The sequence below is a fragment of the Haloarcula sp. 1CSR25-25 genome, assembly GCF_032027985.1.
Taxonomy (GTDB): Archaea; Halobacteriota; Halobacteria; order Halobacteriales; family Haloarculaceae; genus Haloarcula.
In genome coordinates this window covers 169,162-194,179 of record NZ_JAHYBW010000005.1, presented here as the reverse complement: position 1 = coordinate 194,179, position 25,018 = coordinate 169,162, and the positions used below count along the sequence as shown (strand labels likewise).

22 protein-coding genes and 1 pseudogene are annotated in these 25,018 nt (G+C 66.6%); 16 read left to right on the top strand and 7 right to left on the bottom strand.

What is annotated here, in order from left to right; translation table 11 throughout:
• Nucleotides 1-50: 50 nt before the first annotated feature.
• The 5 genes and pseudogenes from KZ498_RS15485 to KZ498_RS15460 all read left to right on the top strand — a co-directional run bounded on the left by KZ498_RS15485 (nucleotide 51) and on the right by KZ498_RS15460 (nucleotide 4,519).
• Nucleotides 51-773: a Yip1 family protein gene (locus KZ498_RS15485; RefSeq protein ID WP_312619946.1), complete on the top strand. Its 723-nt coding sequence runs from the start codon at nucleotides 51-53 to the stop codon at nucleotides 771-773.
• A gap of 41 nt (nucleotides 774-814) precedes the next feature.
• Nucleotides 815-1,168 (top strand): annotated as a pseudogene (gene dcd / locus KZ498_RS15480) (dCTP deaminase); the annotation flags it as partial.
• Entirely contained in the window at nucleotides 1,154-2,839 is a 1,686-nt protein-coding gene (locus KZ498_RS15475) for a dCTP deaminase domain-containing protein (protein WP_396276141.1), read from the top strand. The pseudogene dcd and the gene KZ498_RS15475, both read left to right, overlap by 15 nt.
• Before the next feature lie 136 nt (nucleotides 2,840-2,975).
• Nucleotides 2,976-3,872 carry a thiamine-phosphate synthase family protein gene (locus KZ498_RS15465; RefSeq protein WP_312619945.1) on the top strand — a complete coding sequence of 299 codons (897 nt, stop codon included), beginning with the start codon at nucleotides 2,976-2,978 and terminating at the stop codon, nucleotides 3,870-3,872.
• Nucleotides 3,869-4,519, top strand: a complete 651-nt coding sequence (locus tag KZ498_RS15460; protein ID WP_312619944.1) for a methyltransferase domain-containing protein — start codon at nucleotides 3,869-3,871, stop codon at nucleotides 4,517-4,519. Before KZ498_RS15465 ends, KZ498_RS15460 begins: the two co-directional genes overlap by 4 nt.
• A 21-nt stretch (nucleotides 4,520-4,540) precedes the next feature.
• On the opposite strand, the gene KZ498_RS15455 is transcribed toward KZ498_RS15460, so the two are convergent.
• From KZ498_RS15455 to KZ498_RS15430, 6 genes are all read right to left on the bottom strand, one after another.
• The gene (locus KZ498_RS15455) at nucleotides 4,541-5,302 is read right to left on the bottom strand and encodes a DUF7001 family protein (RefSeq protein ID WP_312619943.1); all 762 of its coding nucleotides are present in this window, start codon (nucleotides 5,300-5,302) and stop codon (nucleotides 4,541-4,543) included.
• A gap of 209 nt (nucleotides 5,303-5,511) precedes the next feature.
• Nucleotides 5,512-6,000 carry an HTH domain-containing protein gene (locus KZ498_RS15450; protein ID WP_312619942.1) on the bottom strand — a complete coding sequence of 163 codons (489 nt, stop codon included), beginning with the start codon at nucleotides 5,998-6,000 and terminating at the stop codon, nucleotides 5,512-5,514.
• 129 nt (nucleotides 6,001-6,129) lie between these two features.
• The gene (locus tag KZ498_RS15445) at nucleotides 6,130-7,065 is read right to left on the bottom strand and encodes a sulfide-dependent adenosine diphosphate thiazole synthase (protein WP_312619941.1); all 936 of its coding nucleotides are present in this window, start codon (nucleotides 7,063-7,065) and stop codon (nucleotides 6,130-6,132) included.
• 82 nt (nucleotides 7,066-7,147) lie between these two features.
• Complete coding sequence (locus KZ498_RS15440; RefSeq protein WP_312619940.1) at nucleotides 7,148-7,936, bottom strand: hypothetical protein; 789 nt, start codon at nucleotides 7,934-7,936, stop codon at nucleotides 7,148-7,150.
• Nucleotides 7,937-8,040: 104 nt separating this feature from the next.
• The gene (locus tag KZ498_RS15435) at nucleotides 8,041-10,587 is read right to left on the bottom strand and encodes an ATP-binding protein (protein ID WP_312619939.1); all 2,547 of its coding nucleotides are present in this window, start codon (nucleotides 10,585-10,587) and stop codon (nucleotides 8,041-8,043) included.
• Nucleotides 10,584-11,333 (bottom strand): 4-phosphopantoate--beta-alanine ligase, encoded by a 750-nt coding sequence (locus KZ498_RS15430; RefSeq protein WP_312619938.1) that lies wholly within the window; start codon nucleotides 11,331-11,333, stop codon nucleotides 10,584-10,586. Before KZ498_RS15430 ends, KZ498_RS15435 begins: the two co-directional genes overlap by 4 nt.
• Nucleotides 11,334-11,453: 120 nt before the next feature.
• Between KZ498_RS15430 and KZ498_RS15425 the strand changes: the two genes are divergently transcribed.
• The 11 genes from KZ498_RS15425 (at nucleotide 11,454) to KZ498_RS15375 (ending at nucleotide 22,948) form a co-directional block, all read left to right on the top strand.
• Nucleotides 11,454-12,365, top strand: coding sequence for a PhzF family phenazine biosynthesis protein (locus KZ498_RS15425; RefSeq protein WP_312619937.1), 912 nt, complete (start codon nucleotides 11,454-11,456; stop codon nucleotides 12,363-12,365).
• 121 nt (nucleotides 12,366-12,486) lie between these two features.
• A complete protein-coding gene (gene ppsA, locus KZ498_RS15420) occupies nucleotides 12,487-14,796 on the top strand; it encodes a phosphoenolpyruvate synthase (protein WP_312619936.1) in 2,310 nt (769 codons plus the stop codon).
• 55 nt (nucleotides 14,797-14,851) lie between these two features.
• Nucleotides 14,852-15,754 (top strand): chemotaxis protein CheY, encoded by a 903-nt coding sequence (locus KZ498_RS15415; RefSeq protein WP_312619935.1) that lies wholly within the window; start codon nucleotides 14,852-14,854, stop codon nucleotides 15,752-15,754.
• Between the two features lie 46 nt (nucleotides 15,755-15,800).
• A complete protein-coding gene (gene mfnA / locus KZ498_RS15410; protein WP_312619934.1) occupies nucleotides 15,801-16,853 on the top strand; it encodes a tyrosine decarboxylase MfnA in 1,053 nt (350 codons plus the stop codon).
• A 95-nt stretch (nucleotides 16,854-16,948) separates the two neighbouring features.
• Nucleotides 16,949-17,086, top strand: a complete 138-nt coding sequence (locus KZ498_RS15405) for a hypothetical protein (protein ID WP_312619933.1) — start codon at nucleotides 16,949-16,951, stop codon at nucleotides 17,084-17,086.
• A gap of 77 nt (nucleotides 17,087-17,163) precedes the next feature.
• A complete protein-coding gene (locus KZ498_RS15400; protein WP_312619932.1) occupies nucleotides 17,164-17,748 on the top strand; it encodes a VTT domain-containing protein in 585 nt (194 codons plus the stop codon).
• 74 nt (nucleotides 17,749-17,822) lie between these two features.
• Nucleotides 17,823-19,961, top strand: a complete 2,139-nt coding sequence (gene metG / locus KZ498_RS15395; protein ID WP_312619931.1) for a methionine--tRNA ligase — start codon at nucleotides 17,823-17,825, stop codon at nucleotides 19,959-19,961.
• Nucleotides 19,962-20,002: 41 nt separating this feature from the next.
• The gene (locus tag KZ498_RS15390) at nucleotides 20,003-20,371 is read left to right on the top strand and encodes a hypothetical protein (protein WP_312619930.1); all 369 of its coding nucleotides are present in this window, start codon (nucleotides 20,003-20,005) and stop codon (nucleotides 20,369-20,371) included.
• A gap of 63 nt (nucleotides 20,372-20,434) precedes the next feature.
• A complete protein-coding gene (locus tag KZ498_RS15385; protein ID WP_312619929.1) occupies nucleotides 20,435-21,031 on the top strand; it encodes an NfeD family protein in 597 nt (198 codons plus the stop codon).
• Nucleotides 21,032-21,102: 71 nt separating this feature from the next.
• Nucleotides 21,103-22,290, top strand: coding sequence for an SPFH domain-containing protein (locus KZ498_RS15380; RefSeq protein ID WP_312619927.1), 1,188 nt, complete (start codon nucleotides 21,103-21,105; stop codon nucleotides 22,288-22,290).
• Nucleotides 22,291-22,342: 52 nt separating this feature from the next.
• A complete protein-coding gene (locus KZ498_RS15375) occupies nucleotides 22,343-22,948 on the top strand; it encodes a MarR family transcriptional regulator (protein WP_312619926.1) in 606 nt (201 codons plus the stop codon).
• Nucleotides 22,949-22,996: 48 nt separating this feature from the next.
• Here KZ498_RS15375 and KZ498_RS15370 read toward each other — a convergent pair whose 3' ends face one another.
• Nucleotides 22,997-24,877: a PAS domain S-box protein gene (locus KZ498_RS15370; protein ID WP_312619925.1), complete on the bottom strand. Its 1,881-nt coding sequence runs from the start codon at nucleotides 24,875-24,877 to the stop codon at nucleotides 22,997-22,999.
• Nucleotides 24,878-25,018: the final 141 nt, after the last annotated feature.

Genomic DNA, 25,018 nt, shown 5'->3' with positions numbered 1-25,018 from the left:
GGTTGCACATACCACAGAGTACATACGCCGTGGCCGAGCACACCCCGGAGATGCCCTCCACTATCCGAACGTTCCTCCTGCGACCGGGCGCGTTCTTCGAACAGCGACGTGACCGACTGGGCGGCGTTCGTGGCGGCGCCCTCGCTCTCGGCATCGCCGTCGCCGTAACGGCCGTTCTCGGCGTCGCGCTCCGTCTGTTCGCCGCTCAGTTCACCGGGACTACAGAGGTAGACAACCCCACACGGCCGCCGGACCAGTTCTGCGAGGACGGCGGCGTCGGCGAGATAACCATGTCCGGCTGTGACGAACCGGCGACGAGAACTGTCGAGATCGGGTCGCTCGTCTGGGACCAGGCGAACGAGGTGCTCCCGGGGTTGTTTGTCGGCCTCGTCGTCGTCTGGATCGGACTGGGTGTGCTCCTGTACGTCGGCGCAAAGATAGCCGGCGGCTCCGGCCAGTTCGGAGAGACAGCAGAGATTACCGCCTGGGGGCTGGTTCCGTCCGTCGTCGGCGTCGCCGTCGGCGGTGCCACACTCGTCTTTTTCGCTTCCACCGCCGACCTCTCCGCGTCCTCCCCGGAGATGCTGCTCGAACAGGTGCAGAATCTACAGAGCGGCCTCTCCGGGCTCGTGTTCCTCGCGATACAGATCGGGACCGCAGCCTGGCAGGCGTACATCTGGGCCGATGGCCTCCGAGCCGTCCACGAGATCAGCAGGTACGCGGCAGTCGCCGTCGCTGTCATCGTCGCGACCCTGCCCGTGATCCTCTCCTGAGAACCGGGAAGTTTAGGCCCACGGCCGCAAACGCCACTCTCATGATACTCTCTGATGCGGACATCCTCAGGCGGCTGGAACAGGGTGACCTCGTCGTCGAGCCGCTCGACGACCCGGACATCCAGATTCAGCCGGCCAGCGTCGACCTCCGTCTCGGCCGGGAGTTCCTGGAGTTCCAGCACGCCAATATCCCCTGTATCCACCCGAACTCCGAGGACGAAGTCGCCGACTACGTCGAGGAGACGGTCATCGAGGAGGGCGGGGAGTTCATCCTCCATCCCGGCGATTTCGTGCTGGGGACGACCCACGAGCGCGTCGCCATCCCCGACGACCTCATCGCCCACGTGGAGGGGCGGTCGTCGCTGGGCCGTCTGGCGATTGTGGTGCACGCGTCGCTTCCCTACGACGAGGAGGTGTTCCTCTGGACACCCGAGGGTGGATTCGGGTTCTACGAGATAGGGGACATCGTCGAGAACGAGCGGAGCGCGCGCGCTGTGGCATTCGATCCGCAGACGCTGGCCGTACGCACTCATCAAGTCACCGACTACATCGAGAACCCGACCAAACGAATCTATCGCGTTACCCTGGAGTCCGGGCGGGAAGTCCTCGTAACGAAGGACCACAATCTCTTCACGCTCGACGAACAGGGCGGTGTGACACGGATACCGAGCGAAGAGGCCGAAGGGACCGCGGTTATGGTCCCGAAGCAACTCCCACAGTCCCCCAGCGAACGACGCTCTATCGACGTACTCGACTACGTCGAGCCGACGGAAACCACGATTTACGCGAGCGACGGCGTGGGGAGCGTCGACGACACCGGGATTCCGAGCGGATCACGACGGCATTACGAAGAGAACAACAGCGCGCCGCTGGATGCGGTCCCGCGGCTGGCACTGCCCGATGAGTTGGAGGTCGCGTTCAAACAGAGTGACACTCGGCTCCCGCGTTCGATTCCGCTGACGAGGTCGTTCGGCTGGATGCTCGGGTTCTATATCGCGGAGGGGTCCGCTCGTCGTAAACAGATTCAGGTCGCGAACACCGACCAAGCCTATCTTGAACGGTTCGCCCGCTTCTTCGAGCGGTACGATGCGAGTTCGTCCTGGCAAGAAGACGAGCGGATAACACGGCTCACGGTTTGTTCGGCACTCTGGTCGAAGGTTATCCGTGAACTCGCCGGTTCTGGGGACGAAAAGAACGTTCCGGAGCAGGCGTTCGAGTGGCCGCGGCCGGTCCTCGAAGGCCTTCTCGAGGGTCTACTCGATGGAGACGGGTGTCGTCGAGAGGAACGTGACACACTCTATACTGCGAATCCCGCGCTGGCAAACAGAGTGATGTATCTGACTGCCCGGCTGGGGAAGCTAGGGTCGGTCTACAGCCGCGAGCGCGAACAACACATCCCGATGAGCGATGTCGACTGGGAAGGAGAGATGTGGGCTGTCGACGTAAGCGGCGAACGTCACAAACGCGGTCAGTACGTTCCGGTACCCAGCGCGCTATTGCGAGACCTGCGGGAACGGGCTGACATGCGGATGGCAGACGCCGCCGACGCGATGGGGTACTCCTCAAAATCCAGTATTTCGAACGTCGAAAACGAGGAATACGAGACGGTCAAACGCGAGACACTCCGCCGGTTCAGCGAGACCTATGCGGAAGCCGGTGTCGACACGACACGGCTCGATCAGATTCTCGACGGTGACGTCCGCTTCGAGCGAGTCGAGTCGGTCGAAGAGACGGACCGCGTCGAGCCGACGTACGACCTCGAAGTCCAACCGAACGGTCGTACTATCGAGAACTTCCTGGGCGGCCGAGGTGGTGTCTTCCTCTCCAACACGGCCGGACTGTGCGACCCCGGGTACGAGGGCCAGATCACGCTCGAACTGTCGAACCTCGGCACTGCACCGGTCGCGCTTACGCCCGGGATGCGAATCTCGCAGCTCACCTTCACCGAACTCAAGACGCCCGCCGACCGCCCCTACGGAGCCGAGCGGGGGTCGAAGTACCAGGGCCAGTCCGGGCCGCAGGCGAGCAAGATACAGGGGGACCGCGAGTTCGGAGGCGAGCAGTGATGCCCGCAACGCGTGGCATCACGGTATCGGTGAGAAACGAGGTTGAGTTCGGAGGCGACCAATGAACCGGCCGCGAGCACTGCGAGCGAGCCGTGCGTCTCGGCGACGAGCGAGTGAGTTCGGAGGGCGGCGATAGATGCGGTTCATCGAGGAGATCGTCGTCGACGACTTCCTGCCGACGTTTCGCTCGCTACTGGCCGACGCCCTCCGGGAGCGCGGCCTGACACAGTCGGAAGTCGCGGACCTGCTGGGCATCAGTCAGAGCGCGGTCTCGAAGTACGTCCACGGGGACGTGGCGCGCCACGACGACCTGCTCGCCCATCGCGGACTGGAGCAACTCGTCGAGCGACTGGCCGACGGGCTGGCCGACGGGGATATGAGTCCCGTCCAGGCGCTGGTCGAAACGGAGGTGTTCGTCCGCGAACTCGAACAGGGCGGCGTGCTCGCGCAGTTACACGAGGACGCGGTCCCGGAACTGGGCGCGTACGACGACGAGTTCGCCGTCCACGACCCCGACTCGCAGCTGCGGTCGGCCGAGCGGACGCTCGCGTCGGTGCGGCGCGGGCTCAGCGTACTCGAAAACACCAGCGGGTTCGCGACGCTCATCCCGGCGGTCGGGTCGAACCTCGTCCAGTGTCTCCCCGAGGCCGAGAGCATCGAGGATGTGGCCGCCGTCCCGGGGCGGATTCTCGACGTGAAAGGCCGAGCGACCATTCCGGCGGACCCGGAGTTCGGCGTCAGCGAGCACGTCGCGACGCTGTTGCTGGCGGCGCGGGCCGCCGGGAGCGACGCCCGTGCGGTGTTGAACGTCCGGTACGACGACGCCGTCGTGAGCGCGCTGCGGGACGCGGGACGGACCGCAGTCGAGTTCGACGCCGAGGAGAGCGTCGAGCCGGCCGTCGCGGCCGCGCTGGCCGACGAACCGGACGTCGACGTGCTGTATCACACCGGCGCGATGGGTATCGAACCGGTCGTGTACCTGCTCGGGGACGACGCTGTGTCGGTCGCCGAAACGGCACGCGAAATCCTGTGACCGACGCGCAGTCGTTCTACGGTCGGTGGGCGCGGGTGTACGACTGGGTAGCGAGTGCGCCCGGCGTGGCTGCCTGGCGCGACCGGACGGCGGACTCGCTGGCGCTCGCACCCGGCGACACCGTCGTCGAGATGGGCTGTGGTACGGGCGCGAACGTGCCGGCGCTCCGTGAGCGAGTCGGCCCGGCGGGTAGAGTCGTCGGCATCGACCTGACGCGTGCGATGCTCGACCGGGCAAGCAGTCGTCCGGCGCGGACGGGCGAGAGCGTGCACTACGTGCAGGCCGACGCCGCCCGGCCCCCAGTCCGACAGTGTGACGCCGTCCTGGCGACGTTCGTCGCCGGCATCTTCGAGGACCCCGCGGCGGCGGTCGACGCGTGGTGTGACAGCGTCGCCCCCGGCGGTCGCGTCGCGCTGCTGAACTTCCAGCGGAGCCCCGGCGCCCTCGCCGCGCCGCTGAATCTCGTGTTCGAGGGGTTCGTTCGCCTCTCCGCGCCGGGAACGCGGCTCTCGACCCAGTCACACGCCAGCGCGTTCGAGCGGCGGGTGCGGGCGGCCCGCGAGCGACTCACCGAGCGGACGGTCGACAGGCGCTACGAGACCTTCGCCGGGGGATACCTCGGCCTGCTGAGCGGGACTGTGTCCTGACGGGTGCGGTGAGTCGAACAGCTACGGCTGATACCGTTCGGCGTGCTTCGGGCAGAATTCGGGCTCTCGTAGCTGGGCGGCGACGACGCCGGGCTGGCGGTGGGGATTGTGGAGCCGGCAGGCCGCCTCGTCACAGAACGCCTCGCCGGTGTCGAGGTAGTGGTACGCCTGCAGGACGTACCCCTTGATGACGTCGGTGGTCCGAGGGTCGTCGTCGACCAGAAACTCCCCCTCGACCTCGGTTTCGAGCACCTCCCGGGGCGGGGCCCCGCCGGAGAGCAGGGCGTGTTTCTGCTGTTCCCTGTAGTACTGCTCGGGCTTTGCGGGGGCCTCGTACAGCCCCGGCACGGAGACGACCGCGGGCTGGCCGAGGACGGTCACGCGCTTGTGCCAGCGGCCGTCGTGGTCGCCCCAGGTCCCGACGACGCGGTCCAGCAGCGGCACGTGGAAGTGTTCCAGTGACCGCTCGGACTCGGGGATGCGCTCGTGGAGCGCCCGCTGGACGGCCAGTCCGTCGTAGATGACGCCGCCGGCCCGCTCGGGCGATTCCAGTGCTCGCTCTTCGTAGCGAACGATTCCCAGCATCGTGTTCCCGGTCTCGCGGTCGTACGGCGAGAGCACCCGCGCCCGGGCGAACGACTCAGCCAGCTCCGAGTCGCCGTACAGCGAGAGAAACCGGTCCCTGACGGAGACAGTGGCATCGACCCGCGCGTCGAGCCAGTCGCCGATGGCGTCGGCGTCGGCGACCGTCGTCGGGGCGCGGTACAGCGTGACGGCCTCCATTGTATCGGTCAGTGGTACCGGCGGGTAATACCACTTGTGGCTCGGGGGACTCGCACCTACTGAGAGAGTGGCTGTCGGAGCGGAGACCCAGCGCGGGCGGCCCAGCGCGGGCGGCCCAGCACGGCACTTCCGGCTCGGAGATGTGGAGCTCAATCAACTGCTATATGGGACCGCCGACGGCGACAGGCAGTGTCGGTCCGACGGTCGGGTCAGGACTCGGACTGGTGTGGGAGCCCGGTCGGTGCCGTCGTGAGCGCGTCGATGCAATCGGTGACAGACCACGTGGTCTCCCCGTCGGTGCACGGGTACACCCCGGCCAACTCATCGTCTGCGTACACGGCGACGGCTATCATCGGGAGGCGCAGCACCTCCGTGCTTCCGCCGACCAGCAGCGACGACGTCCGCGTCTCGAACGGCGGACGGAGACTCAGTCCCCGTTCGGTCGCCCACTGTTCGTACCGGTCGACGGTTTCCAGCACCTCGCCGTGACCGCTCCCCTGGGACACCGGGATTTCTTCGGGCCACGTCTGGATATCGAACTCGTCGATAACCCCCGTCGCGGCGAGCTCCGTGAACTGGTCGATAGCTGTCGTCCGAGGGCCACAGACCGGCCGCCGACTCCAGAGCTGGACCGTGATTTCGCCGCCGACTGACTCGTCAGACCCGTGTTTGTCGCTCCGCTGCATCTCTTCTGACATTGGTTGGTAATCACTAACATATCTACACTACTCTTGTATAATTGTTGGTTTTAGCGCGATATTACGGCCTGAATAGTCATCTAACGGGAGAAAATCTGGTCAGTTAGAAAGCCGAGAGGAGTGGTTTTCTCAGTCGTCAGCGGGAGTTGTGGCGTCGCGGCTCGTGAGATCGACCGGGTCTGCATCGACCGCCAGTTCGTCCAGGGCGACCTGTGCGGCGCGCTTGCCGGAGACGAGCATCGCGCCGAACGTCGGGCCCATGCGCGGGAGGCCGTAGGTCGTCGCGGTCGCCATGCCGGTGACGACGAGGCCGTCGTGGGCGAGACCGGTGTGTTCGACAACGGCGTCCTCGCTCTCGCCGACCCACATGGAGTCGTGGCCCGGCGAGTCGTGGCCCGGCGCACCGTAGGTGTCGTCGTCGGTCTGGTCCATCCCGCTGGCTTCGTCTTCGAGGCCCGGCGCATTGAGGACGCCGCGCTCGTCGAGTTTCTTGACCGCCATCGCGTCGTGGCCGGTCGCGTCGATGACGAGGTCGGCCTCGACCGCGATAGGGTCGACGCAGGTAATCTCGCGGGGCAGCGCGTGGACCGGCGTCCAGTTCATCACGATGCCGCCGACGCGGTGGTCCTCGCGGATGACGATGTCGGTGAACTCCGTCATGTTCTGCATCTTGGCGCCGGCGTCACAGGCGGCCTTGATGAGCCCCGAACAGGCCTCCGGCCCGTTGGCGACGTAGAGCCCCTCGCTGTCCTTGGACTGCTTGTGGTCCACGTCGAGTTCGTCCAGCACCTGCTGGGCCGGGTCCCGAACCGTGACCTTGTTCATCAGGAAGCCGCCGAGCCAGAAGCCGCCGCCGAGGTAGTTGTTCTTCTCGACGACCATCACCTGGACGCCGCGCTCTGCGAGTTCCTTCGCGGCCATCAGCCCCGAGGGACCGCCGCCGACGACGATGACGTCCGAGTCCGAGAAGTCCATGAACTCCTCTGTCCACTCCTGACCGATTGCGCGCGTGACCTCTGCCTCGCCGACGTCGCTGAACTGTTCGAACGAGTCTGAGTCGCTCATACCACCTAGTGGTATCTTTCGGTGGTACAAAGTCGTTCTGGTGCTGTGACCTGTGAGAATGTCGACTCGGACGAGCGATGCCTCAGTCCCAGGCCGCAAGTCCCGCAGCGGTCAGCACGTCAGCTCCGCCGTCCGGCTGACAAACGGCCCACCGGGAGCGATCTCCGCCTGCGGGGAACAGGTGTTCGGGGACGAGCGGCATCGGCACCGGCGGGTAGCCGCCCCGGCGCATCGCCGTCGGGCCGGGGAACCGCGCGACCACCTCGTCGCCTTCGGTCACTTCGAACTGTCCGTCGTCGGCGCGCCGATAGGCGTGCTGGAACGCGTGGCGGCCGGCGTCGGCCAGCGAGTCGACGTGTTCGAGGACGGCGACCACCTCGGTTCCGACGCCCAGTTCGAGTCGGGGTCGACCCCCGTCGACCCTGACCTCGCGCCACTGGAGGTCGTCCGCCGGGGCCCGCGCGCAGGCGTAGGTCCCGTCCGAGAGCGGCACGCGGTCGGGCCCGCTGTAGAACTGTCGCCCGTCGGGGCCGTCAGCGGCGAGGCAGGCGGGGTCTCCGAGCACCGTCGCGACCACCTGGGTCAGTGTCGTACCCATCTCTTCCGTGGACGGGACGACGAACAGGCAGTCGCGGTCCTCCTGCACCGCGTCGACGAAGCGGGGGACGAGTCCGGACGGGCCAACGTCGGCTTCGGTCAACGGTTCGATGGCGACCGGCTGTGGATTCGCCCTGTCGACGAGGCCGATGGCGTCGTCGGTGGGCGTCGCGAGGGCCGGCGGCCCGCGGCTGTCGTCACGCACTGTCACGTCGTAGCCGGCCCGCTCACACAGCGCGACGCCGTGGTCCCGGACCGAGGGGTAGAACAGCATTCGCCTACAGTACGGGCTCTCTCTGCTTGAACCCTCGACACTGTCCGGGACCGTTCAGACACCGCGTACTGACGCGACGAGTCGACAGGCGTGCCGGTCGCCGGCTACGGCCCGAGTCCCAGGTCTGCCGTCCCCTCAGCCCCCTGATAGCGGTCCCGGTCGTCCCAGTCGGCGATGCTCGAATGGGTCTCCCAGACGGCGATTTCCAGATGCTCCTGTGTGATCTCCGACCCGTCTCGCAGGGCGTGTCGCGCCGCGTCCTCGGCGACGAGTTCGATGTCGCTGGCGGCGTAGCCGGCCGTCGGCTCGACGATGGCGCCCCAGTCGATGTCGTCGGCGACGGGCCGGTCGCGGAGGTGGATATCCAGAATCTGCCTACGTGCGTCGGCGTCCGGCGGCGGAACCTCCACCCGTTCGTCGAACCGGCCCGAACGCCGCAGCGCCGCGTCGATGTCCTCGACGAAGTTCGTCGCGGCGACGACGACCACGTCCTCGGCCGCCGCCCCTTCGAGTTCTGTGAGCAGTTGGTTGACCAGTTGCTGCTCGCTCGTGTTCATCGAACCGCGCCGCGAGCCCGCGATGCCGTCTATCTCGTCGATGAACAGCACACAGGGGGCGTTCGCGCGGGCCACCTCGAACACCTCGGCGACGTTTCGGGCCGGCTCGCCCATCCACTTGCTGGTCACGTCCGCGGGACTGATTTCGACGAAGCTGTGACCGAGTTCCCCAGCGAGCGCACCGGCGAGGTGGGTCTTCCCGCAGCCGGGCGGACCGTACAGCAACAGCCCAGAGAGCACGTCGATGCCGTACTCGGCGTAGGCGTCGGCGTTCTCGAGCGGGTCGATGACCGTGTCCTCCAGGCGTGTTTTCAGGTCGCCCATCCCGCCTACGTCGGCGAAGTCGCGTCCGGGGTCAGTCTCGACCAGCGAACTGGCCTGCAGGTCGACCCCGTCGGGCTGGACGACGCCGTCCTCGGCGACCATCTCGGGGTCGACCCAGTCCGGGATGCTGGTGTCGGTCTCCGCGGCGGCCCGCATGAGGTGGTCCGTCCCGATGGGGGCGTCGGCCCGCAGCGCCTTCCGGGCGGCGTCCTCGGCGAGGAGTTCGATGTCGCTGGCCGCGAAGCCGGCCGTCTCCTCGACGACGGGGTCCAAATCGAGGTCGCCCGCCGTCGGCCGGCCGGCGAGGTGTATCTCCAGAATCTGCTTGCGGGCTTGTGGGTCAGGCGGCGGGACCTCCACCCGCTCGTCGAACCGGCCCGAGCGGCGGATGGCGTCGTCGACGTCCTCGACGAGGTTCGTCGCACCCAGCACGACCACGTCCTCCTCGGCGATTCCTTCGAGTTCGGTGAGCAGTTGGTTCACCAGTTGCTGCTCGCTGCTGTTCATGTTGCTGTCGCCGTCACGCGCGCCGGCGATGCCGTCGATCTCGTCGATGAAGAGGATACAGGGGGCGTTCGCGCGGGCGATCTGGAACAGCTCCTCGACCTTCTGTGCGGGTTCGCCCATGTACTTGCTGGTCACGTCGGCGGGCGTGACCTCGACGAAGGCGTGGTCGACCTCGCCCGCGAGCGCGCCGGCGACGTGTGTTTTCCCACAGCCGGGCGGGCCGTGGAGCAGGACGCCGTTGACGACGCCGATGCCGTACTCCTCGAAGGCGGCCAGGTCCTGGAGCGGTCGGACGACCTTGTGGTTGAGCGTCTCCAGCAGTTCCGACATCCCGCCCACGTCGGCGAAGCTCCGGGACGGGTCGGGGTCGACGAGCCCGTCGGCCTGCATGTCGACGCCGTCGGGCTGGACCACTGTTCCCTCGTCCGAAGGTCGCTCGCGGTGTATCGAAGGTGCGTCGTCGTCGCTGTCGTCGGGGCTGGAATCCGGGGTCGGGTCGGAGTCGTCGGCCTGGTCGATTCGCTCCCGGATGTTCCGCTCGAGCCGGTCGGGGTTGACCTCGTAGCCGTAGTCGGCCAGCCGCCGGGGCTCGGCGCTGAGAAACTCCGCGAGCCAGCCGTGGCGTTTGAGTTCCTCTGTCGGGGCATCCGGGTCCCGGAAGGTGACGAGTTTGACGTCCGTGCTGTCGGGCGAGTGGTACTCTGCGAGCCAGAACGGGAGATAGAGGCGGTCGACGGCAGTGACGCCGTCGAACCCGTCGGGGTCGAAGTCGCCGGGGAGCCCGTAGGACTCCCTGAGCTTCCGGAGGAACACGTTGGCCGCGCCCGAGGCGGAGTCGTGGCGCTGTTCGCGGTACTCGGCGACCCGCTGGGGCAGTAGCGACCGGGCGTCGTCGTCGGTGACCTGGAACTGCAACAGGACCGAGCGGCCAAGCGCCGGGTCGCTGCGGCCGAAGTCGTAGTCGCTGGTCGCCCGGCGGACCACCGCGTCGGTGTCGTTGACGTACTGCGCGACGGCCCGGTCGTTGTCCGCCCAGAGGCCGTCGAGAAACGCCGTCTCGGATTTCCTCGTCGTGCCGAACAGCTTCCCCTCGCCGGTCTCGTACTCGTAGTCGACCCTGAACACCGGATAGAACACCCGGTGGAGGCGTTCCAGTCGCTCGGCGTCGCCGAAGGCGGTCATCGTCCGCTGGTCGAGGGTCTCTCTGACGGTCTCCTCGTCGGGGACCCGGCGGTCGGCGTAGATGTACGGCGGCAGGCTCATTCGAGGTCCCCCTCCCGGATCGTCCGCTCGGCCTCGGTCAGGGCGCTGTCGGCGTCGAACGCGTCGATGGCCGCTTGCTGGGCGTCGGGGTCGCCACGGAGGTCTCGTGCGTGCTCGGTGATGGTCGGTATCGCCCGGATGATGTTGTCGATTATTGGCACCGTCGCCACCTCGGCCGAGCGGCTCCGCGGATTGAGGTCGACGACCAGTTCCGTCTTGCCCATCTCGCCCAGCGCCTCGGCGCGGTCACCGTCCTCCAGCGGGACCAGCACCACGTCCGCCGCGCCGATACCGTCGGCGTCGACCTTCGCGCGCTCGTGGTCGAGCCCGGGGATGCGCCCGTCGGCGGTCAGCCCCTTCACGTCGGTCGCGCCGTGCTCGCGGAGGTAGTCGGCGATGGCCTCGATGCGCTTTTCGGTCCGGTTGAACAGGTTCACTTCGAGGGCTGCGCCGGTCACCTCGGACAGTTCGACGAGTTCGCCGGGCACGAGGGCGGCGGCGTTACCGTTGACCGAGACGACGGCGTGCTCGGCGGACAGGAGGTACGCGGCGGCGGCGCGCTCGGCGGCGTCGGCGCTGTCGATGGTCCGCTCGCCCAGCAGGTAGTCGAAGGCCTCGCCACGGCCCTGGGCGATGAGGCCCTGTCGGGAGGTGATACCGCGGTCGACGCCCGCCTCGATCCGGTGGCGGGTCAAAAGCGACTCGTAGCGGGGGTGGTTTTCAGGGAGGTCGACGTCCTCGCTCATACCGTCCGGTGGTAGCTCCCTGTACTAAAATCGTCCGTCAGGGGTGTCAGCTCACCCGCGGTGAACTGCGCCCGGCTCGCTCCGGAAAAGGTTATCTGCGGGTCAGCACAACTCCGTGCCATGGATACCCGACAGGCGTTGCTTGTCGATGCGTTCGCCGCCGAGCCCACAGCGGGCACACCGACCGGCGTCGTGCCCGAGGCCGACGGACTGACAGAGGACCAGATGCGGGCCGTCGCCAGCGAACTGGGGGCCCCCGAGACGGCGTTCGTCCTGCCGGCGGACGACGCCGACCGCCGGCTCCGCTGTTTCTCGCCGACCGGGGAACTGGACCAGGCGGAGACGGCAGCAGTCGGCGCACACGCGGCGCTGTACGAACGTGGTGCGGTCGACGCCGCCGAGTGGACGGTCGCCACCACCGGGGGCGAGGTCGCCGTCGAGACAAAACAGAACGGGATGGTCTGGGTCGAACAGGGGCGGGCCGACGTCACCGAGGTCGATATCCCCTACGACGACGTCGCGGACGCGCTGGGACTCGACGAGGCCACGCTCAAGGACGTGGGTGCGGACCTCCCGCTGGCGACGGCCGACGCGGGCGAGCCGTGGCTCCTGATTCCGATCAACTACTTCGAGCATCTGAGCAGCCTCACCGTGGACGAAGGGGCCGTCGCCTCGCTCTGTGACCGCGCGGACGCGGCCGGCGTGTATCCGTTCACGTTCGACACTGTCGGCGGCGACGCGACCCGCCGGTCGACGCTACACGGGCGGGCCTTCCGGACCGGGAGCCGGACCGAGGACCCGGTAAGTGCCACGGCGTCCGGGGCCTGTGCGGCCTTTGTCCGCCGCTACGGGGCGCTTGACGACACCATCGAGCAGGTGCTCGTCGAGGGCGGCCACTTCCGCGACCGGCCCGGGACCGTGTCGGTCGACACCGACGGGACCGAGGTGTGGGTCGGCGGTCGCGGTGTGACCGCACTGGACGGGACGGTGACCGTCCCCGCTGGTGACGACGACGACATCATCGAGGCGTGACCGCATACGCCGCACCGGCGGCGTAACTGCCTGATTCACTCGATATCGAGTGAAGAGAGATTCAGCATTGGCTGCAACCGGAACATCCTTACTTGTCGTTGAAGATGATACGAGTGAGTCCATGCCAACACTGTGGCTCGATGAAATCGGTGCCGACGACCTGGCGCGGGTCGGCGGCAAGGCGGCGTCTCTCGGAGAACTGACCGGAGCGGGCCTGCCCGTTCCGTCGGCGTTCGTCGTTACCGCCGACACGTATCGGTCGTTCATCGAAGCAACTGGAATCGACGAGCCGCTGTTCGAGGCCGTCGATGTCGACAGCGACGACTCGCAGGCGCTGGCCGAGGCGGCCGAACGCGCCCAGGAGTTGATCCTGGAGACAGACACCCCGCCGTCGGTCCGCGAGGACCTGCTGGCCGCCTACGACGAGATGGGCGACGAGGACGTGGCGGTGCGGTCCTCGGCGACCGCCGAGGACCTCCCGGACGCCTCCTTCGCCGGCCAGCAGGACACGTACCTGAACGTCTCGCGTGCGGACCTCCTACAGCGGGTCAAGGAGTGCTGGGCGTCGCTTTTCACCCAGCGGGCCATCTACTACCGCAACGAGAACGACTTCGCGCACGACGCCGTGGACATCGCCGTCGTCGTCCAGCAGATGGTCGACGCGGAGAAGTCCGGCGTCATGTTCACCAGCCACCCCTCGACCGGCGGCCCCACGGCCATCATCGAGGCTGCGTGGGGGCTGGGCGAGGCGGTCGTCTCCGGTGCGGTTTCGCCCGACAACTACATCATCGACCGCGAGAGCGGCTCAATCAAGGAGGTGACCGTCGCCGACAAGAAAGTGATGTGTGTTCGGGGCGAGGACGGGGAGACAATCGAACGCTCCGTCCCCGAGGAGAAGCGCAACGAGCGTGTCCTCGACGAGGCGGAGATCCGTCGGCTCATCGAGATCGGCGAGCGCGTCGAGGACCACTACGACACCCCACAGGACGTGGAGTGGGCGGTCTACGAGGGCGAGGTGTACCTGCTGCAGTCCCGCCCGATCACCACGATTGACGACCCCGAAGGGAGCGCCGGCTCGGCCAACGAGGCCGAGAGTCAGCCGCCGGGTGCCAAATCGGGCGTCGCCGACGGCGGGGCGATGGAGAGCCAGTCGGAGGCGGTTCGGCTCTCCGGAATCGGCTCCGCGCCGGGCCGGGTCACCGGCGTCGTCCGCATCGTCGACAAGCTCGACAACCTCGACAAGGTCGAGGACGGCGACATCATCGTCGCCGAGATGACCACGCCGGACATGGTGCCGGCGATGAAACGCGCCAACGGCATCATCACCGACGAGGGCGGGATGACCAGCCACGCCGCCATCGTCTCCCGGGAACTCGGCGTGCCGGCCGTCGTTGGGGCAGAAGACGCGACACAGAAGCTCCGGGACGGCGAAACGGTCACGCTCGACGGCGACAAGGGCACAGTCGAGAAAGGGGCCAAAGTCCCCGACACGACCGACGAGGGAGAAGACGCCGGGCCGGTCGAGGCACATTCGGCCGTCAAGCCGATGACCGGTACGGAGGTCAAGGTCAACGTCTCCATTCCGGAGGCCGCCGAACGGGCCGCCGCGACGGGAGCCGACGGCGTCGGCCTGCTGCGCATCGAGCACATGATCCTCTCGACGGACAAGACGCCCTCGCGCTACGTCGAGGACCACGGCGAGCGCGCCTATGTCGACGAAATCGTCGAGGGCGTCCGCTCGGTCGCCGAGGCGTTCTACCCGCGGCCAGTCCGGGTCCGGACCCTCGATGCCCCCTCCGACGAGTTCCGACAGCTCCAGGGCGGCGAGGACGAGCCCAGCGAGCACAACCCGATGCTCGGCTACCGGGGCATCCGGCGCTCGCTGGACCGGCCCGGCGAGTTCAAGCTCGAACTCCGCGCGTTCGAGCGCCTGTACGACCTGGGCTATGACAACGTCGAGCTGATGCTCCCGCTTGTCACCGACGCCGAAGACATCCTGCGGGCGAAGGCGCTGATGCAGGAGGTCGGCATCGACCCCGAGAAGCGCGACTGGGGCGTCATGGTCGAGACGCCGGCGAGCGCGCTCTCCATCGAGGACATCTGTGAGACGGGTATCGACTTCGTCTCCTTCGGGACGAACGACCTCACGCAGTACACGCTCGCCCTCGACCGCAACAACGGCAACGTCGCCGACCGCTTCGACGAGCTCCACCCGGCCGTCCTCGAACTCATGCGCCAGGTCATCGGGACCTGCCGCGAGCACGACGTCGCCACGAGCATCTGCGGACAGGCCGCCTCGAAGCCGCGGATGGTGGACTTCCTCGTCGACGAGGGGGTCACGTCCATCTCGCCGAACATCGACGCCGTGCGTGACGTCCAACACGAGGTCAAGCGCGTCGAACAGCGGCTCCTGCTGGAATCGGTCCGCTGAGGCCGCCGCCTGACGTAGCCAGCACACTTTTCCGCTCCGTTCGCTTCGTTGCTGTATGGCACCCGAATCGACACCGGAAGCCAAGAGTATCAGCTCCGGTGTCTCGTATATCCCCTTCGGCATCCCCGGACTGGACGGACAGGTTCGGGGCGTTCCGACCGGGAGCACGGTCCTGTTGGCCGGGGCGTCGGACGCGGGCGGCGACGCCTTTACCTACACCAGCCTGGCGACGCTGATGCTCGCGAAACACCGCCCCGAGATGGTCCCGAACGGCATCGCCCGGCGCAGCGAGGGGATTCCGGACTCGGTGACCTACATCACGCTCTCACACGACCGCGAACACGTCTACAGCGAGCTCGACGCCGTGCTCGACGGCTACCAGTTCGAGACGCTCACGGACAACATGACCGTCGCCGATTTCTCCCAGCGGTTCATGGAGCTGTTACCGGTCCCGGACCCGCTGTTCGATGCCCGACGGAGCGACGACGGTATCGAACAGCCCGACGCGGAGCCGCCGGAGCGAGAGCCCTCCGAGGAGACCTTCGAGAAACTGCTTTCCGACATCAGCGAGCGGGTGACCGACGCCGCGGAGACGCTCATCGTCATCGACTCGCTGACCGACCTCGAACGGGCAACGGAGTTCGGCCTCCCGAGGAACCACGAGGTCGCGTTCCTGCTGGGGCTCCGGGAGGCGGTCGTCAACTGGGGGACCGTGGCCTTCGTGAAGCTCGACCGACCCGCGAGCGCCGTCCGCTCGGACGAACTCATCCACGGCCTGTTGCACGGCAGCGTCTACTTCTACTCCAACGACAAGGGGTTCGAGACGTATCGGACGATGCGTGTCGGCTCCTTCGGCGGCGCGCTCGACACCGAGCGCCAGACCGTCTTCGAGTCACTCATCGGTCCCACGGGCTTTCGCGCGAAGGCGACCAAGAAAATCGGGCCCTCGAACTGGTAGCCCCGAGCACAACGCATAAATCAGCCACCCACCATATCCAGGTTAGATGCTCCAGCGGGCCGAGCCACAGGAGTTCGAGCGCGTCCTCTCGTCGATGTGTACCGTGCCGCATCCGTCGGCACGCGAGGCTGCCGAGCGCTTCCTCGCGACGAACCCCGGAGACCCGGGCACGTACGAGACCGTGGCCGACCTGGAACGCGAGGCCGTCGACTATCTCGGCGAGGTCACCGGCCTCTCGGACCCCGCGGGCTACGTTGCCTCGGGCGGGACAGAGGCCAACCTCCAGGCGATCCGAATCGCCCGCAACCGCGCCGACACGGACGACCCGAACGTGGTCGCGCCCGTCCACGCGCACTTCTCCTTTACGAAGGCCGCCGACGTGCTCGGCGTGGAACTGCGGACCGCGCCGGCGACGGACTACCGCGCCAACACGGAGGCGATGGCGGAGCTCGTCGACGAGGACACGGTGTGTGTCGTCGGCGTCGCCGGCTCGACCGAGTACGGCTCCGTCGACCCGATTCCGGCCATCGCGGACCTCGCCGAGACGGTCGACGCCCTCTGTCACGTCGACGCCGCCTGGGGCGGCTTCTACCTCCCGTTTACCGACCACGACTGGCATTTCGGCCACGCCGGCGTGGACACGATGACGATTGACCCGCACAAGGTCGGGCAGGCGGCGGTTCCCGCCGGCGGGCTGCTCGCGCGCGACCGCTCGCTGCTCGACGAACTCGCCGTCGAGACGCCGTATCTGGAGTCGACGGACCAGCTCACACTGACCGGGACGCGGTCGGGCGCCGGCGTGGCCTCCGCCGTCGCGGCGATGGAGGCGCTGTGGCCGGCGGGTTACAGGCAGCAGTACGAAGCGTCGATGGCCAACGCCGACTGGCTGGCCGACCAGCTGGCGGCGCGGGGTCACGACGTGGTCGGCCCGGAGCTCCCGCTCGTCGCGGCCGACCTCTCGATGCCGATGACAGACGAGCTCCGGGACCGCGGCTGGCGGGTCTCGAAGACCGGAGCCGGCGAGATGCGCGTCGTATGCATGCCCCACGTCACGCGGTCGATGTTGCGGTCGTTCGTGGCGGACCTCGACTGGTACTGAGAGCGGCGGGGTCGCGTTTTCAGCGACACGAGAACTGATTACCGAGGTTCTATCGGCGTGAGCGAAGCGAACGCCGTTCCCCGACTGCGAGGACTGTGTCCGAGCAGTCGGCCTTTTTCGCCCACGTTTTTCGAGGAGTGGTCGCCGAAGGCGACCCGACGATGAAAAAGGTGGTGTCACAGGTCACGCGGTCGATGTTGCGGTCGTTCGTGGCGGACCTCGACTGGTACTGATTCGCTACCCAGCTGCTATTGAGTTCTCCCGAGAAAACATACGAAGGTTTAGAAGTGCCTGTTTACTACAGGGTGGTGTGGAACTGGTAGTAGCGACCCCAGCGTTCATTTCCTTCATCGGCGACTGTACGACCGCCGGTACACCCCTGTCTCCACTGGAAGAGACCGTCTGTACGGCCACTGGCCCGACGGGACTGGGGATTATCGCGGTGTACTCGTTCCTGATCGCGTTCATTCTCCCGCTCCCGAGCGAAGTCGTACTGGTTCCGGCCGAAACCCTTCGGCTCGGACTCTCCACGAACGGGAACCTGGTGGCGATTATCATCGCCAGCGGCCTCGGGAAGGCTTGCGGGAGTCTCGTGGCCTTCCACATCGGCCAGGAGGCAAAGGAGTACGGCCCACTCATTCGCTGGATCAAGCGTTCACGGTTCAATATCATCGAGTGGTCCGAGAAGAAGACGGTACAGCTCGCACAGAAGTACGGCTACGTCGGCCTGGCGCTTGCGCTCTGTGTCCCCTTCTTCCCCGATACGCTCTCGATCTACGCGTTTACCGTCCTCGAGCGCGACTACTATCGGTTCGGTGCGGCGACGTTCTTCGGCAGCGCCGGGCGCCTCGTCGTGACACTCGCGCTCGCCGGCGGGACGCTCGCGCTGCTGTGACCGGGCGGACGCGGAGTGTGGCCGGCACGCCGAAACCAACCCCCTTTTGACCCGTCGGTGGCACACGAACAGGTATGAGCCACGACGAGTTTCCGACGGACCAGCCGGCGGTCGTGACCTGTGGGTTGCCCTACGCGAACGGCGACCTCCACGTCGGCCACCTCCGGACGTACGTCGACGGGGACGCGCTGTCGCGCGCCCTGCGACGCATCGGCCAGCAGACGGCGTTCGTCTCGGGGTCGGACATGCACGGCACGCCGGTCGCGGTCAACGCCGCCGAAGCGGGCGTCGAGCCACGCGAGTTCGCGCTGGACTTCCACGAGACCTACGCCGAGACGTTCCCGCAGTTCAACATCGAGTTCGACAACTACGGCCACACCGACGACGAGACCAACGTCGAACTCACCCAGGAGTTCGTCCGCTCGTGGGTCGCAAACGACCACGTCCACGAGAAGGAGATCGAGGTCGCCTGGGACACCGAAGAGGACCAGCCCCTGCCCGACCGCTACGTCGAGGGGACCTGTCCCTACTGCGGCGAGCAGGCCCGCGGCGACGAGTGCGACGAGGGGTGCCAGCGCCACCTCGAACCCGGCGAAATCGAGGACCCGGTGTCGACGCTGACGGGCAACCCTGCCGAGTACCGCACCCGCGAACACAAGTTCCTCCGGCTCTCGGACTTCCAGGAGTACCTCCAGGGCTTCCTCGACCGTCTGGAGGGGACCGACAACGCCCAGAACCAGCCCCGCGAGTGGATCGAGGGCGAACTCCAGGACCTCTGTATCACGCGGGACATGGACTGGGGCGTCGATTACCCGGAGGACGCAGATGGTGGGGACGACCTCGTCCTGTACGTCTGGGTCGACGCGCCCATCGAGTACGTCGCCTCGACGAAGCAGTACTCCGAACGGGTCGGCGAAGGCGAGTACGACTGGGAGGCGGTCTGGAAAGTCGACGGCGAGGAGCGCCACGGCACCGAGTGGGACGCCGACTGGAGCGAGGAGAGCGGCGAGATAATCCACGTCATCGGGCGGGACATCATCCAGCACCACGCCGTCTTCTGGCCTGCCATGTTGCGCGGCGCGGGCTACAACGAGCCCCGGTCGATCCTGGCGACCGGGTTCGTCGGCATCGACGGCAAGGCGCTCTCGACGTCGCGGAACCGCGCCGTCTGGGCCGACGAGTACCTCGACGCCGGCTTCCACCCTGACCTGTTCCGGTACTACATCGCGACCGGCGCACAGGTCGACACCGACGTGGACTTCTCCTGGGACCGCTTCCAGGAGCGGGTCAACGGCGAGCTCGTCGGCAACGTCGGCAACTTCATCTACCGCTCGCTTTTGTTCGCCGAGCGCAACTACGACGGGACGCCCGACGCCGCCGTCAGCGACGACGTGCGCGAGCGCATCGAGGCCGCCATCGAGGACTTCGAGACCGCCGTCCGGAACTACGACGTGCGCGAGCTGGCCGAAATCGCTATCGAGCTCTCGAACTACGGCAACGAGTACATCCAGCGCAACGAGCCCTGGAACCTCGTCGACGACGACCCCGAACGCGCCGAGCAGGTCATCCGCGACTGCGTCCAGTTGACCAAAGCCGTCGCGGTGCTCATCCAGCCCGTCCTGCCGGGCAAGGCCGAACGCCTCTGGGGCCAGCTCGGCGAACCGGGCTCCGTCGCCGACGTGACCCTCGACAGCGCGCTCGAGGCGCCGCCGGCCGAATTCGGCGAGCCCGCGGAGCTGTTCGAGCAGGTCGAGGACGACCACATCGAGGCGCTGAACGAGGAGCTACAGGAGCGGGTCGAAGAAGCAAGCGACGACGGCGAGGCCGACAGCGATGGAGATACAGACGGAGACGGCGACGGGCCCGCCCCCGCCGACCTCCAGCCCCTGGTCGAGGACCGCATCAGTTTCGAGGAGTTCGAGGGCGTCGACATGCGCGTCGGCGAAATCCGCAGCGCCGAGCCGGTCGAGGGCGCGGACAAGCTCCTGCGCCTGGAGGTGGACATCGGCCACGAGGTCCGGCAGGTCGTCGCCGGCCTCCGACAGCTCCACGACGCCGAGGCCCTCCCCGGGACGCGCGTCATCCTGCTCGCGAACATGGAGAAAGCCGAGCTGTTCGGCGTCGAATCCAACGGGATGGTGCTGGCCGCCGGCGACGAGGCGGACCTGCTGACGACCCACGAGGACGCCCCGCTGGGAACGCGAATCAAGTAGAGTCGCCAGCGCTTTTGTAGGCACGCCCCGTATCGGGACGTATGGATGATGACGGGGCCGCCCAGGACGGGACGGCCGCTCCCCAGGATACGTTCACCGAGGAGTACGAACTGGCGACGGACGCCGACGTGATTCAGGTCGAGGGCGACCCCGACGGTGACGCGGCTGACGACCAGGAGGGCGCGGTCGCCGGCTCGTTCGCCCCGGACCTGGAGGTGGCGCCCGACACGCCGAAACCGGAGAACGTTGTCTTCGTCGCGCTGGGGGTCTGCATCGCGATTCTCGCGCTCGGACGGATGTTCCTCGGGGCTGAGATGTACACGCCGTCCATACTCGGCGGCGTGGTCCTGACCGTTACACTCGGAACCGCAGTGCTGTACGGGTTCTTCGTCCGGACGAGCGACGTGTGAGACTGCACCGGTGTGTCGCGACCGACCCCGACACTTAATCCTGCTCCGACACTAAGTAAGGGCATGGTGAACCCGCTGGCAGCGGTTGCCCCCCTGCAGGCCGAACCACTGTTAGGTATGTCGCTCTCCATCCTGCTGTTTCTGGCCGGTGCGGGCCTCATCGTGGGCGAAGCGCTCGCCCCCGGCACCCACTTTTTCGTCCTCGGCGTGGCCCTGCTGACTGCGGGGCTGGTCGGGCTGTTCATCCCGGCGAGCCTGGGTATCTTCGCGCCGCTCATCCTCACAGTCATCGTCCTGGCGACGACAGCGGTCACGCTCTGGGGGTATCGGAAGCTCGATTTCGCTGCGCCGGGCCGCGGCCAGACGCTCAGTTCCGACTCGCTCACGGGACAGTTCGGGACTGTGACCGAGCGCGTGACCCGGAGCGACGGCGAGGTCAAGCTAGAGGACGGCGGTTTCAATCCCTACTACCAGGCCCGCAGTTCCGGCGACCCAATCGAGGAAGGGGCGGAGGTCATCGTCATCGACCCCGGCGGCGGGAACGTCCTGGAAGTCGAGGCGGTGGAGTCGGACAGCGACGAGATCGACCGCGCGCTCGAACGTGACCGGAACCGACGCGACGCGGACGCCGAACCCGAGCGGGAGTCCGAGCGAGCGTAAGTGTGTAATTCGGTAGTTTGTGACAGTGACACCGAAGCCTTTTCATCGAGCGCTCCGGAGGTTTGACTGTCATGTTCCCCGCGACAGCACCGCTACAACTCGGAGGAATCGTCGGTTTCGTCACCGTAATATTCCTCCTGCTCGCCATCGCGCTGGTGTACTCCAGCGTTGTGATCATCCGCCCGTACCAGAAAGGTGCCTACACGGTCCTGGGTACCTATCGTGGCGTCCTCGACCAGGGGATTCACTTCATCTACCCCTTCGTCTCCGACGTGACGCGGTTCGACATGCGCACCCAGACGCTCGACGTGCCACGGCAGGAGGCCATCACCCGCGACAACTCGCCGGTGACCGCCGACGCCGTCGTCTACATCAAGGTGATGGACCCGAAGAAGGCGTTCCTCGAAGTCGACAACTACGAGCGCGCCGTCTCCAACCTCGCCCAGACCACCCTCCGCGCCGTGCTGGGCGACATGGAACTTGACGACACGCTCAACAAGCGCGGCGAAATCAACGCCCGCATCCGCAAGGAACTGGACGAGCCCACCGACGAGTGGGGCGTCCGCGTCGAGTCAGTCGAGGTCCGCGAGGTCAACCCCTCGAAGGACGTCCAGCAGGCCATGGAGCAACAGACCTCCGCCGAGCGGAAACGCCGTGCTATGATCCTGGAAGCCCAGGGTGAACGGCGCTCCGCCATCGAGACCGCAGAGGGTGACAAGCAGTCTAACATCATCCGCGCCCAGGGTGAGAAGCAGAGCCAGATCCTGGAAGCCCAGGGTGACGCCATCTCGACCGTTCTGCGGGCGAAATCCGCCGAGTCGATGGGCGAGCGGGCTGTCATCGACAAGGGAATGGAGACGCTGGCAGAGATCGGCCAGGGCGAGTCGACGAAGTTCATCCTCCCGCAGGAACTGACCTCGCTAGTGGGTCGCTACGGCAAGCACCTCCAGGGGTCGGACGTCAAGGAGAACGGCCACGCGCTGGAAGCCCTTGACTTCGACGACGAGACCCGCGAGATGCTCGGCCTCGACGACATCGAGGAAATCCTCGGCCAGATCGACGAAGAAGCGCAGGTCGACGTCGAAGCCATGGAAGAGGAGGCCCAGAAGATCAAACACGGCGAGGACTCCGGCGTCGACAGCGCCGACGACGTCATCGAGGAGATGGACGCCGAGATAGACAGCGATTCGGGCACGACTGACGTGGCCGGCGGCCCCGACGACACGACGCGAACGTCAGAGGTTGACAAGGACGACTAGTCCTGATAACTAGGCGAAGACGTTTTATTACCGACCCACCTTTTCGGTAGCAATGACACGTAAGGGCGACGTGGACGAGGACAAGCGAGCGACGCTCCGTCGCTTTGCCGCCCTCGGTGCGGCCAGCCCGTTTGCCCGGTTCGCCGACAGTGGGAGCGAGAGCGACGCCCCCAATGCCATCGCCGGGTACGTCTCGGCACACCCCGGGACCCACTTCTCGAAGCTCCGCGACGACCTCAAACTCGGGACTGGCGAGGCCCAGCACCACCTCCACCGGCTGGAAAACGAAGGTATCATCGCCTCACAGAAGGACGGCGACTACCGACGGTACTTCCCGGCCGGCCAGTTCTCCGAGTTCGAGCAGGTGGCGCTTGGCTACCTGCGGCGCTCGACCGCCCGCGGGATGCTCGTCACCTTGCTTCGCCGCCCGGACGTGACGGCCTCGGAACTGGCCAGCGAGCTGGACGTTTCACGGCCGACGGTGAGCAACTACGCCGCCGACCTGGAGTCGGCCGGACTCCTGTCCCGGGAAGACGGGTACGCGGTCACCGAACCGGAGACCGTGCTGACGCTGCTGATCCGGTACGCCGACTCGTTCGGCGACGACGTCGCCGCGCTGGCCGGCGAGGCCGACTCGCTACTGCGCTATGACCCGTGACGCCGGCGGAAAGCGCCCGCTGTCGGTCAGACTGCGTCTGTGTCTCGTTTAGGTCGGCATATCCACGCCGGTGAATTCGAACCTGGCTCCGCCCGACTCGCTGTCGGTCACGCTGACGTCCCACCCGTGGACGGCGGCGATCTCGGCGACGATCGCGAGGCCGAAGCCGGTGCCGTCGGACGTGGTCGAGTAGCCGGCTTCGAACACCGCGTCGCGGTCGTCTTCGGGGATGCCCGGACCGTCGTCAGCGACGTAGAAGCCGCTGGCGTCGTCCATGTCGCCGACGGTAACTGTCACCCCGTCACCGTTTCCGACGGCCCCATCGGACTGTCCCGGGCTACTCGCAGCCCCCTGCTCTACGCTCTCCTCCTGCATCTGCGAGGGTGCGGATTTCGACCCGTGTGCAACGCCGTTCCGGAACAGGTTCTCAAGCAGGCGCTGCAGCCTGCGGGGGTCAGCGTGGACGACACTGTCGGTCTCGGTCGTCAGAGTCGCGTTGGCCGTGTCGATGGTCTGCCAGGACGCGGTCGCGGCGGTCTGCAGGTCGAGGGGCTCAGTGCTCGTCGCCTCGCGTCCGTCCCGTGCCAGCGTCAGGATGTCGTCGATGAGCGTCTGCATCCGCTGATGTGCGCTGTCGATACTGTCGAGGTGGTCGTTGTTCACCTCCTGTTGGGCCAGCTCCAGACGGCCCTGTGCGGCCGTCAGCGGCCCCTGAAGGTCGTGGCTGACGACGCTGGCGAACGATTCCAGTCGTTCGTTCTGCAGGCGGAGCCTGCGCTCGCGCTCCTTCTGTTCGGTGATGTCCTGGATGAACCCCCGAACCGTTCGCTTCTCCGCGTCCTCGATGCGTTTGCCGCGGGTCCGGACCCACCGGCAGTCGCCCGTCGCCGTGATGAGCCTGACCTCGAGGTCGAACGGCTCGCCGTCTTCGAGGGCCGCGTCGACGGCGTCCGAGACCGTCTCCCTGTCCTCTGGATGGTAAAACGACAGCCCGTCTTCGACTGTCGGGTCGAAGTCGTCGCCGACCCCGTGGATGCGGCGGGTGCCTTCCGTCCACGTCGAGACGCCGGTCTCGTCGTACTCCCAGGCGCCGAGGTCACCGAGCGCCTCCGCCTCGGCGAAGAAGTCCCGTAACTTGGCGAGGTTCTGTTCGTGCTCGATACGCTCGGTGACTTCTTGACATTTCGAAAAGATAGTGACGACATCACCCGAATCGTCGGTGACGAGGCGGTTGTGCCACTCGACCATGATACGCTCGCCGTTCTTACGGACGTTCTCGTCGACGCTGTGGTAGCCGCCGCTGGCCTCGCTGAGGGCCGACGTGACCGCGTCGACGTCGTCGTAGCTCTCGTCGGTGACGAACACCTCCCACGTCTCCCCGAGCAGCTCCGCTTCAGTGTAGCCGAACATGTCCGTAAGGACGTCGTTGACCCGGACGATTTCGAAGTCCGGATTGTACTCGACGAATCCGAGCGGTGACTGGTCGATAAACAGCGAGAGCCGGTCTTTGTTCTCTTCGAGCGCTCGCTGTGACCGGTACTGTTCGACGGCGTTGGCGATTCGGTTCGCGAGAATAGTGTAGTGGCTGGTGCCGGATGATTTCTGCAGGTAGTCAGTGACGCCGGCGGAGATAGCATCGCCAGCGACCGCTTCGCTACCATGACCAGTGTACAGGATAAACGGAAGGTCCGGGTAGTTCTCGCGGACAGATTCGAGGAAGTCGATACCGTTCTGGCCGGGCATGTCGTAGTCGGACACGATACAGTCGACTGTCTCTGTTTCGAGCAACGAGAGACCCTCCGATGGGCTCGTGGCAGTCTCGATATCGAACTCGTCGCGCGTTCGTTCGAGAAACGCCGCCGTCGTCTCCGCATACTGCCGGTCGTCGTCGACGTGAAGTACCCGGATAGCGGAACCAGCCTCGCCCATTGTTGCCTCCGGCTATGACCTCAATCGGTATCAATATAGAACATTCTGTACCGGCACCAGTACCAGGCATACCAAGGGAAACGTGGCTGAGACGAAGCGTGAGCGAACACACCGGACCGTATCTACGCAGTGCTACAGTAC

Coding starts and splice junctions, on each gene's coding strand:
- KZ498_RS15385 (WP_312619929.1), top strand. CDS start 20,435: ATGGTGAACCCGCTGGCAGCGGTTGCCCCCCTGCAGGCCGAACCACTG.
- KZ498_RS15485 (WP_312619946.1), top strand. CDS start 51: ATGCCCTCCACTATCCGAACGTTCCTCCTGCGACCGGGCGCGTTCTTC.
- KZ498_RS15430 (WP_312619938.1), bottom strand. CDS start 11,333: ATGAGCGAGGACGTCGACCTCCCTGAAAACCACCCCCGCTACGAGTCG.
- metG (WP_312619931.1), top strand. CDS start 17,823: ATGAGCCACGACGAGTTTCCGACGGACCAGCCGGCGGTCGTGACCTGT.
- KZ498_RS15425 (WP_312619937.1), top strand. CDS start 11,454: ATGGATACCCGACAGGCGTTGCTTGTCGATGCGTTCGCCGCCGAGCCC.
- mfnA (WP_312619934.1), top strand. CDS start 15,801: ATGCTCCAGCGGGCCGAGCCACAGGAGTTCGAGCGCGTCCTCTCGTCG.
- KZ498_RS15440 (WP_312619940.1), bottom strand. CDS start 7,936: ATGCTGTTCTACCCCTCGGTCCGGGACCACGGCGTCGCGCTGTGTGAG.
- KZ498_RS15445 (WP_312619941.1), bottom strand. CDS start 7,065: ATGAGCGACTCAGACTCGTTCGAACAGTTCAGCGACGTCGGCGAGGCA.
- KZ498_RS15380 (WP_312619927.1), top strand. CDS start 21,103: ATGTTCCCCGCGACAGCACCGCTACAACTCGGAGGAATCGTCGGTTTC.
- KZ498_RS15375 (WP_312619926.1), top strand. CDS start 22,343: ATGACACGTAAGGGCGACGTGGACGAGGACAAGCGAGCGACGCTCCGT.
- KZ498_RS15370 (WP_312619925.1), bottom strand. CDS start 24,877: ATGGGCGAGGCTGGTTCCGCTATCCGGGTACTTCACGTCGACGACGAC.
- KZ498_RS15450 (WP_312619942.1), bottom strand. CDS start 6,000: ATGTCAGAAGAGATGCAGCGGAGCGACAAACACGGGTCTGACGAGTCA.
- ppsA (WP_312619936.1), top strand. CDS start 12,487: ATGCCAACACTGTGGCTCGATGAAATCGGTGCCGACGACCTGGCGCGG.
- KZ498_RS15455 (WP_312619943.1), bottom strand. CDS start 5,302: ATGGAGGCCGTCACGCTGTACCGCGCCCCGACGACGGTCGCCGACGCC.
- KZ498_RS15415 (WP_312619935.1), top strand. CDS start 14,852: ATGGCACCCGAATCGACACCGGAAGCCAAGAGTATCAGCTCCGGTGTC.
- KZ498_RS15465 (WP_312619945.1), top strand. CDS start 2,976: ATGCGGTTCATCGAGGAGATCGTCGTCGACGACTTCCTGCCGACGTTT.
- KZ498_RS15390 (WP_312619930.1), top strand. CDS start 20,003: ATGGATGATGACGGGGCCGCCCAGGACGGGACGGCCGCTCCCCAGGAT.
- KZ498_RS15435 (WP_312619939.1), bottom strand. CDS start 10,587: ATGAGCCTGCCGCCGTACATCTACGCCGACCGCCGGGTCCCCGACGAG.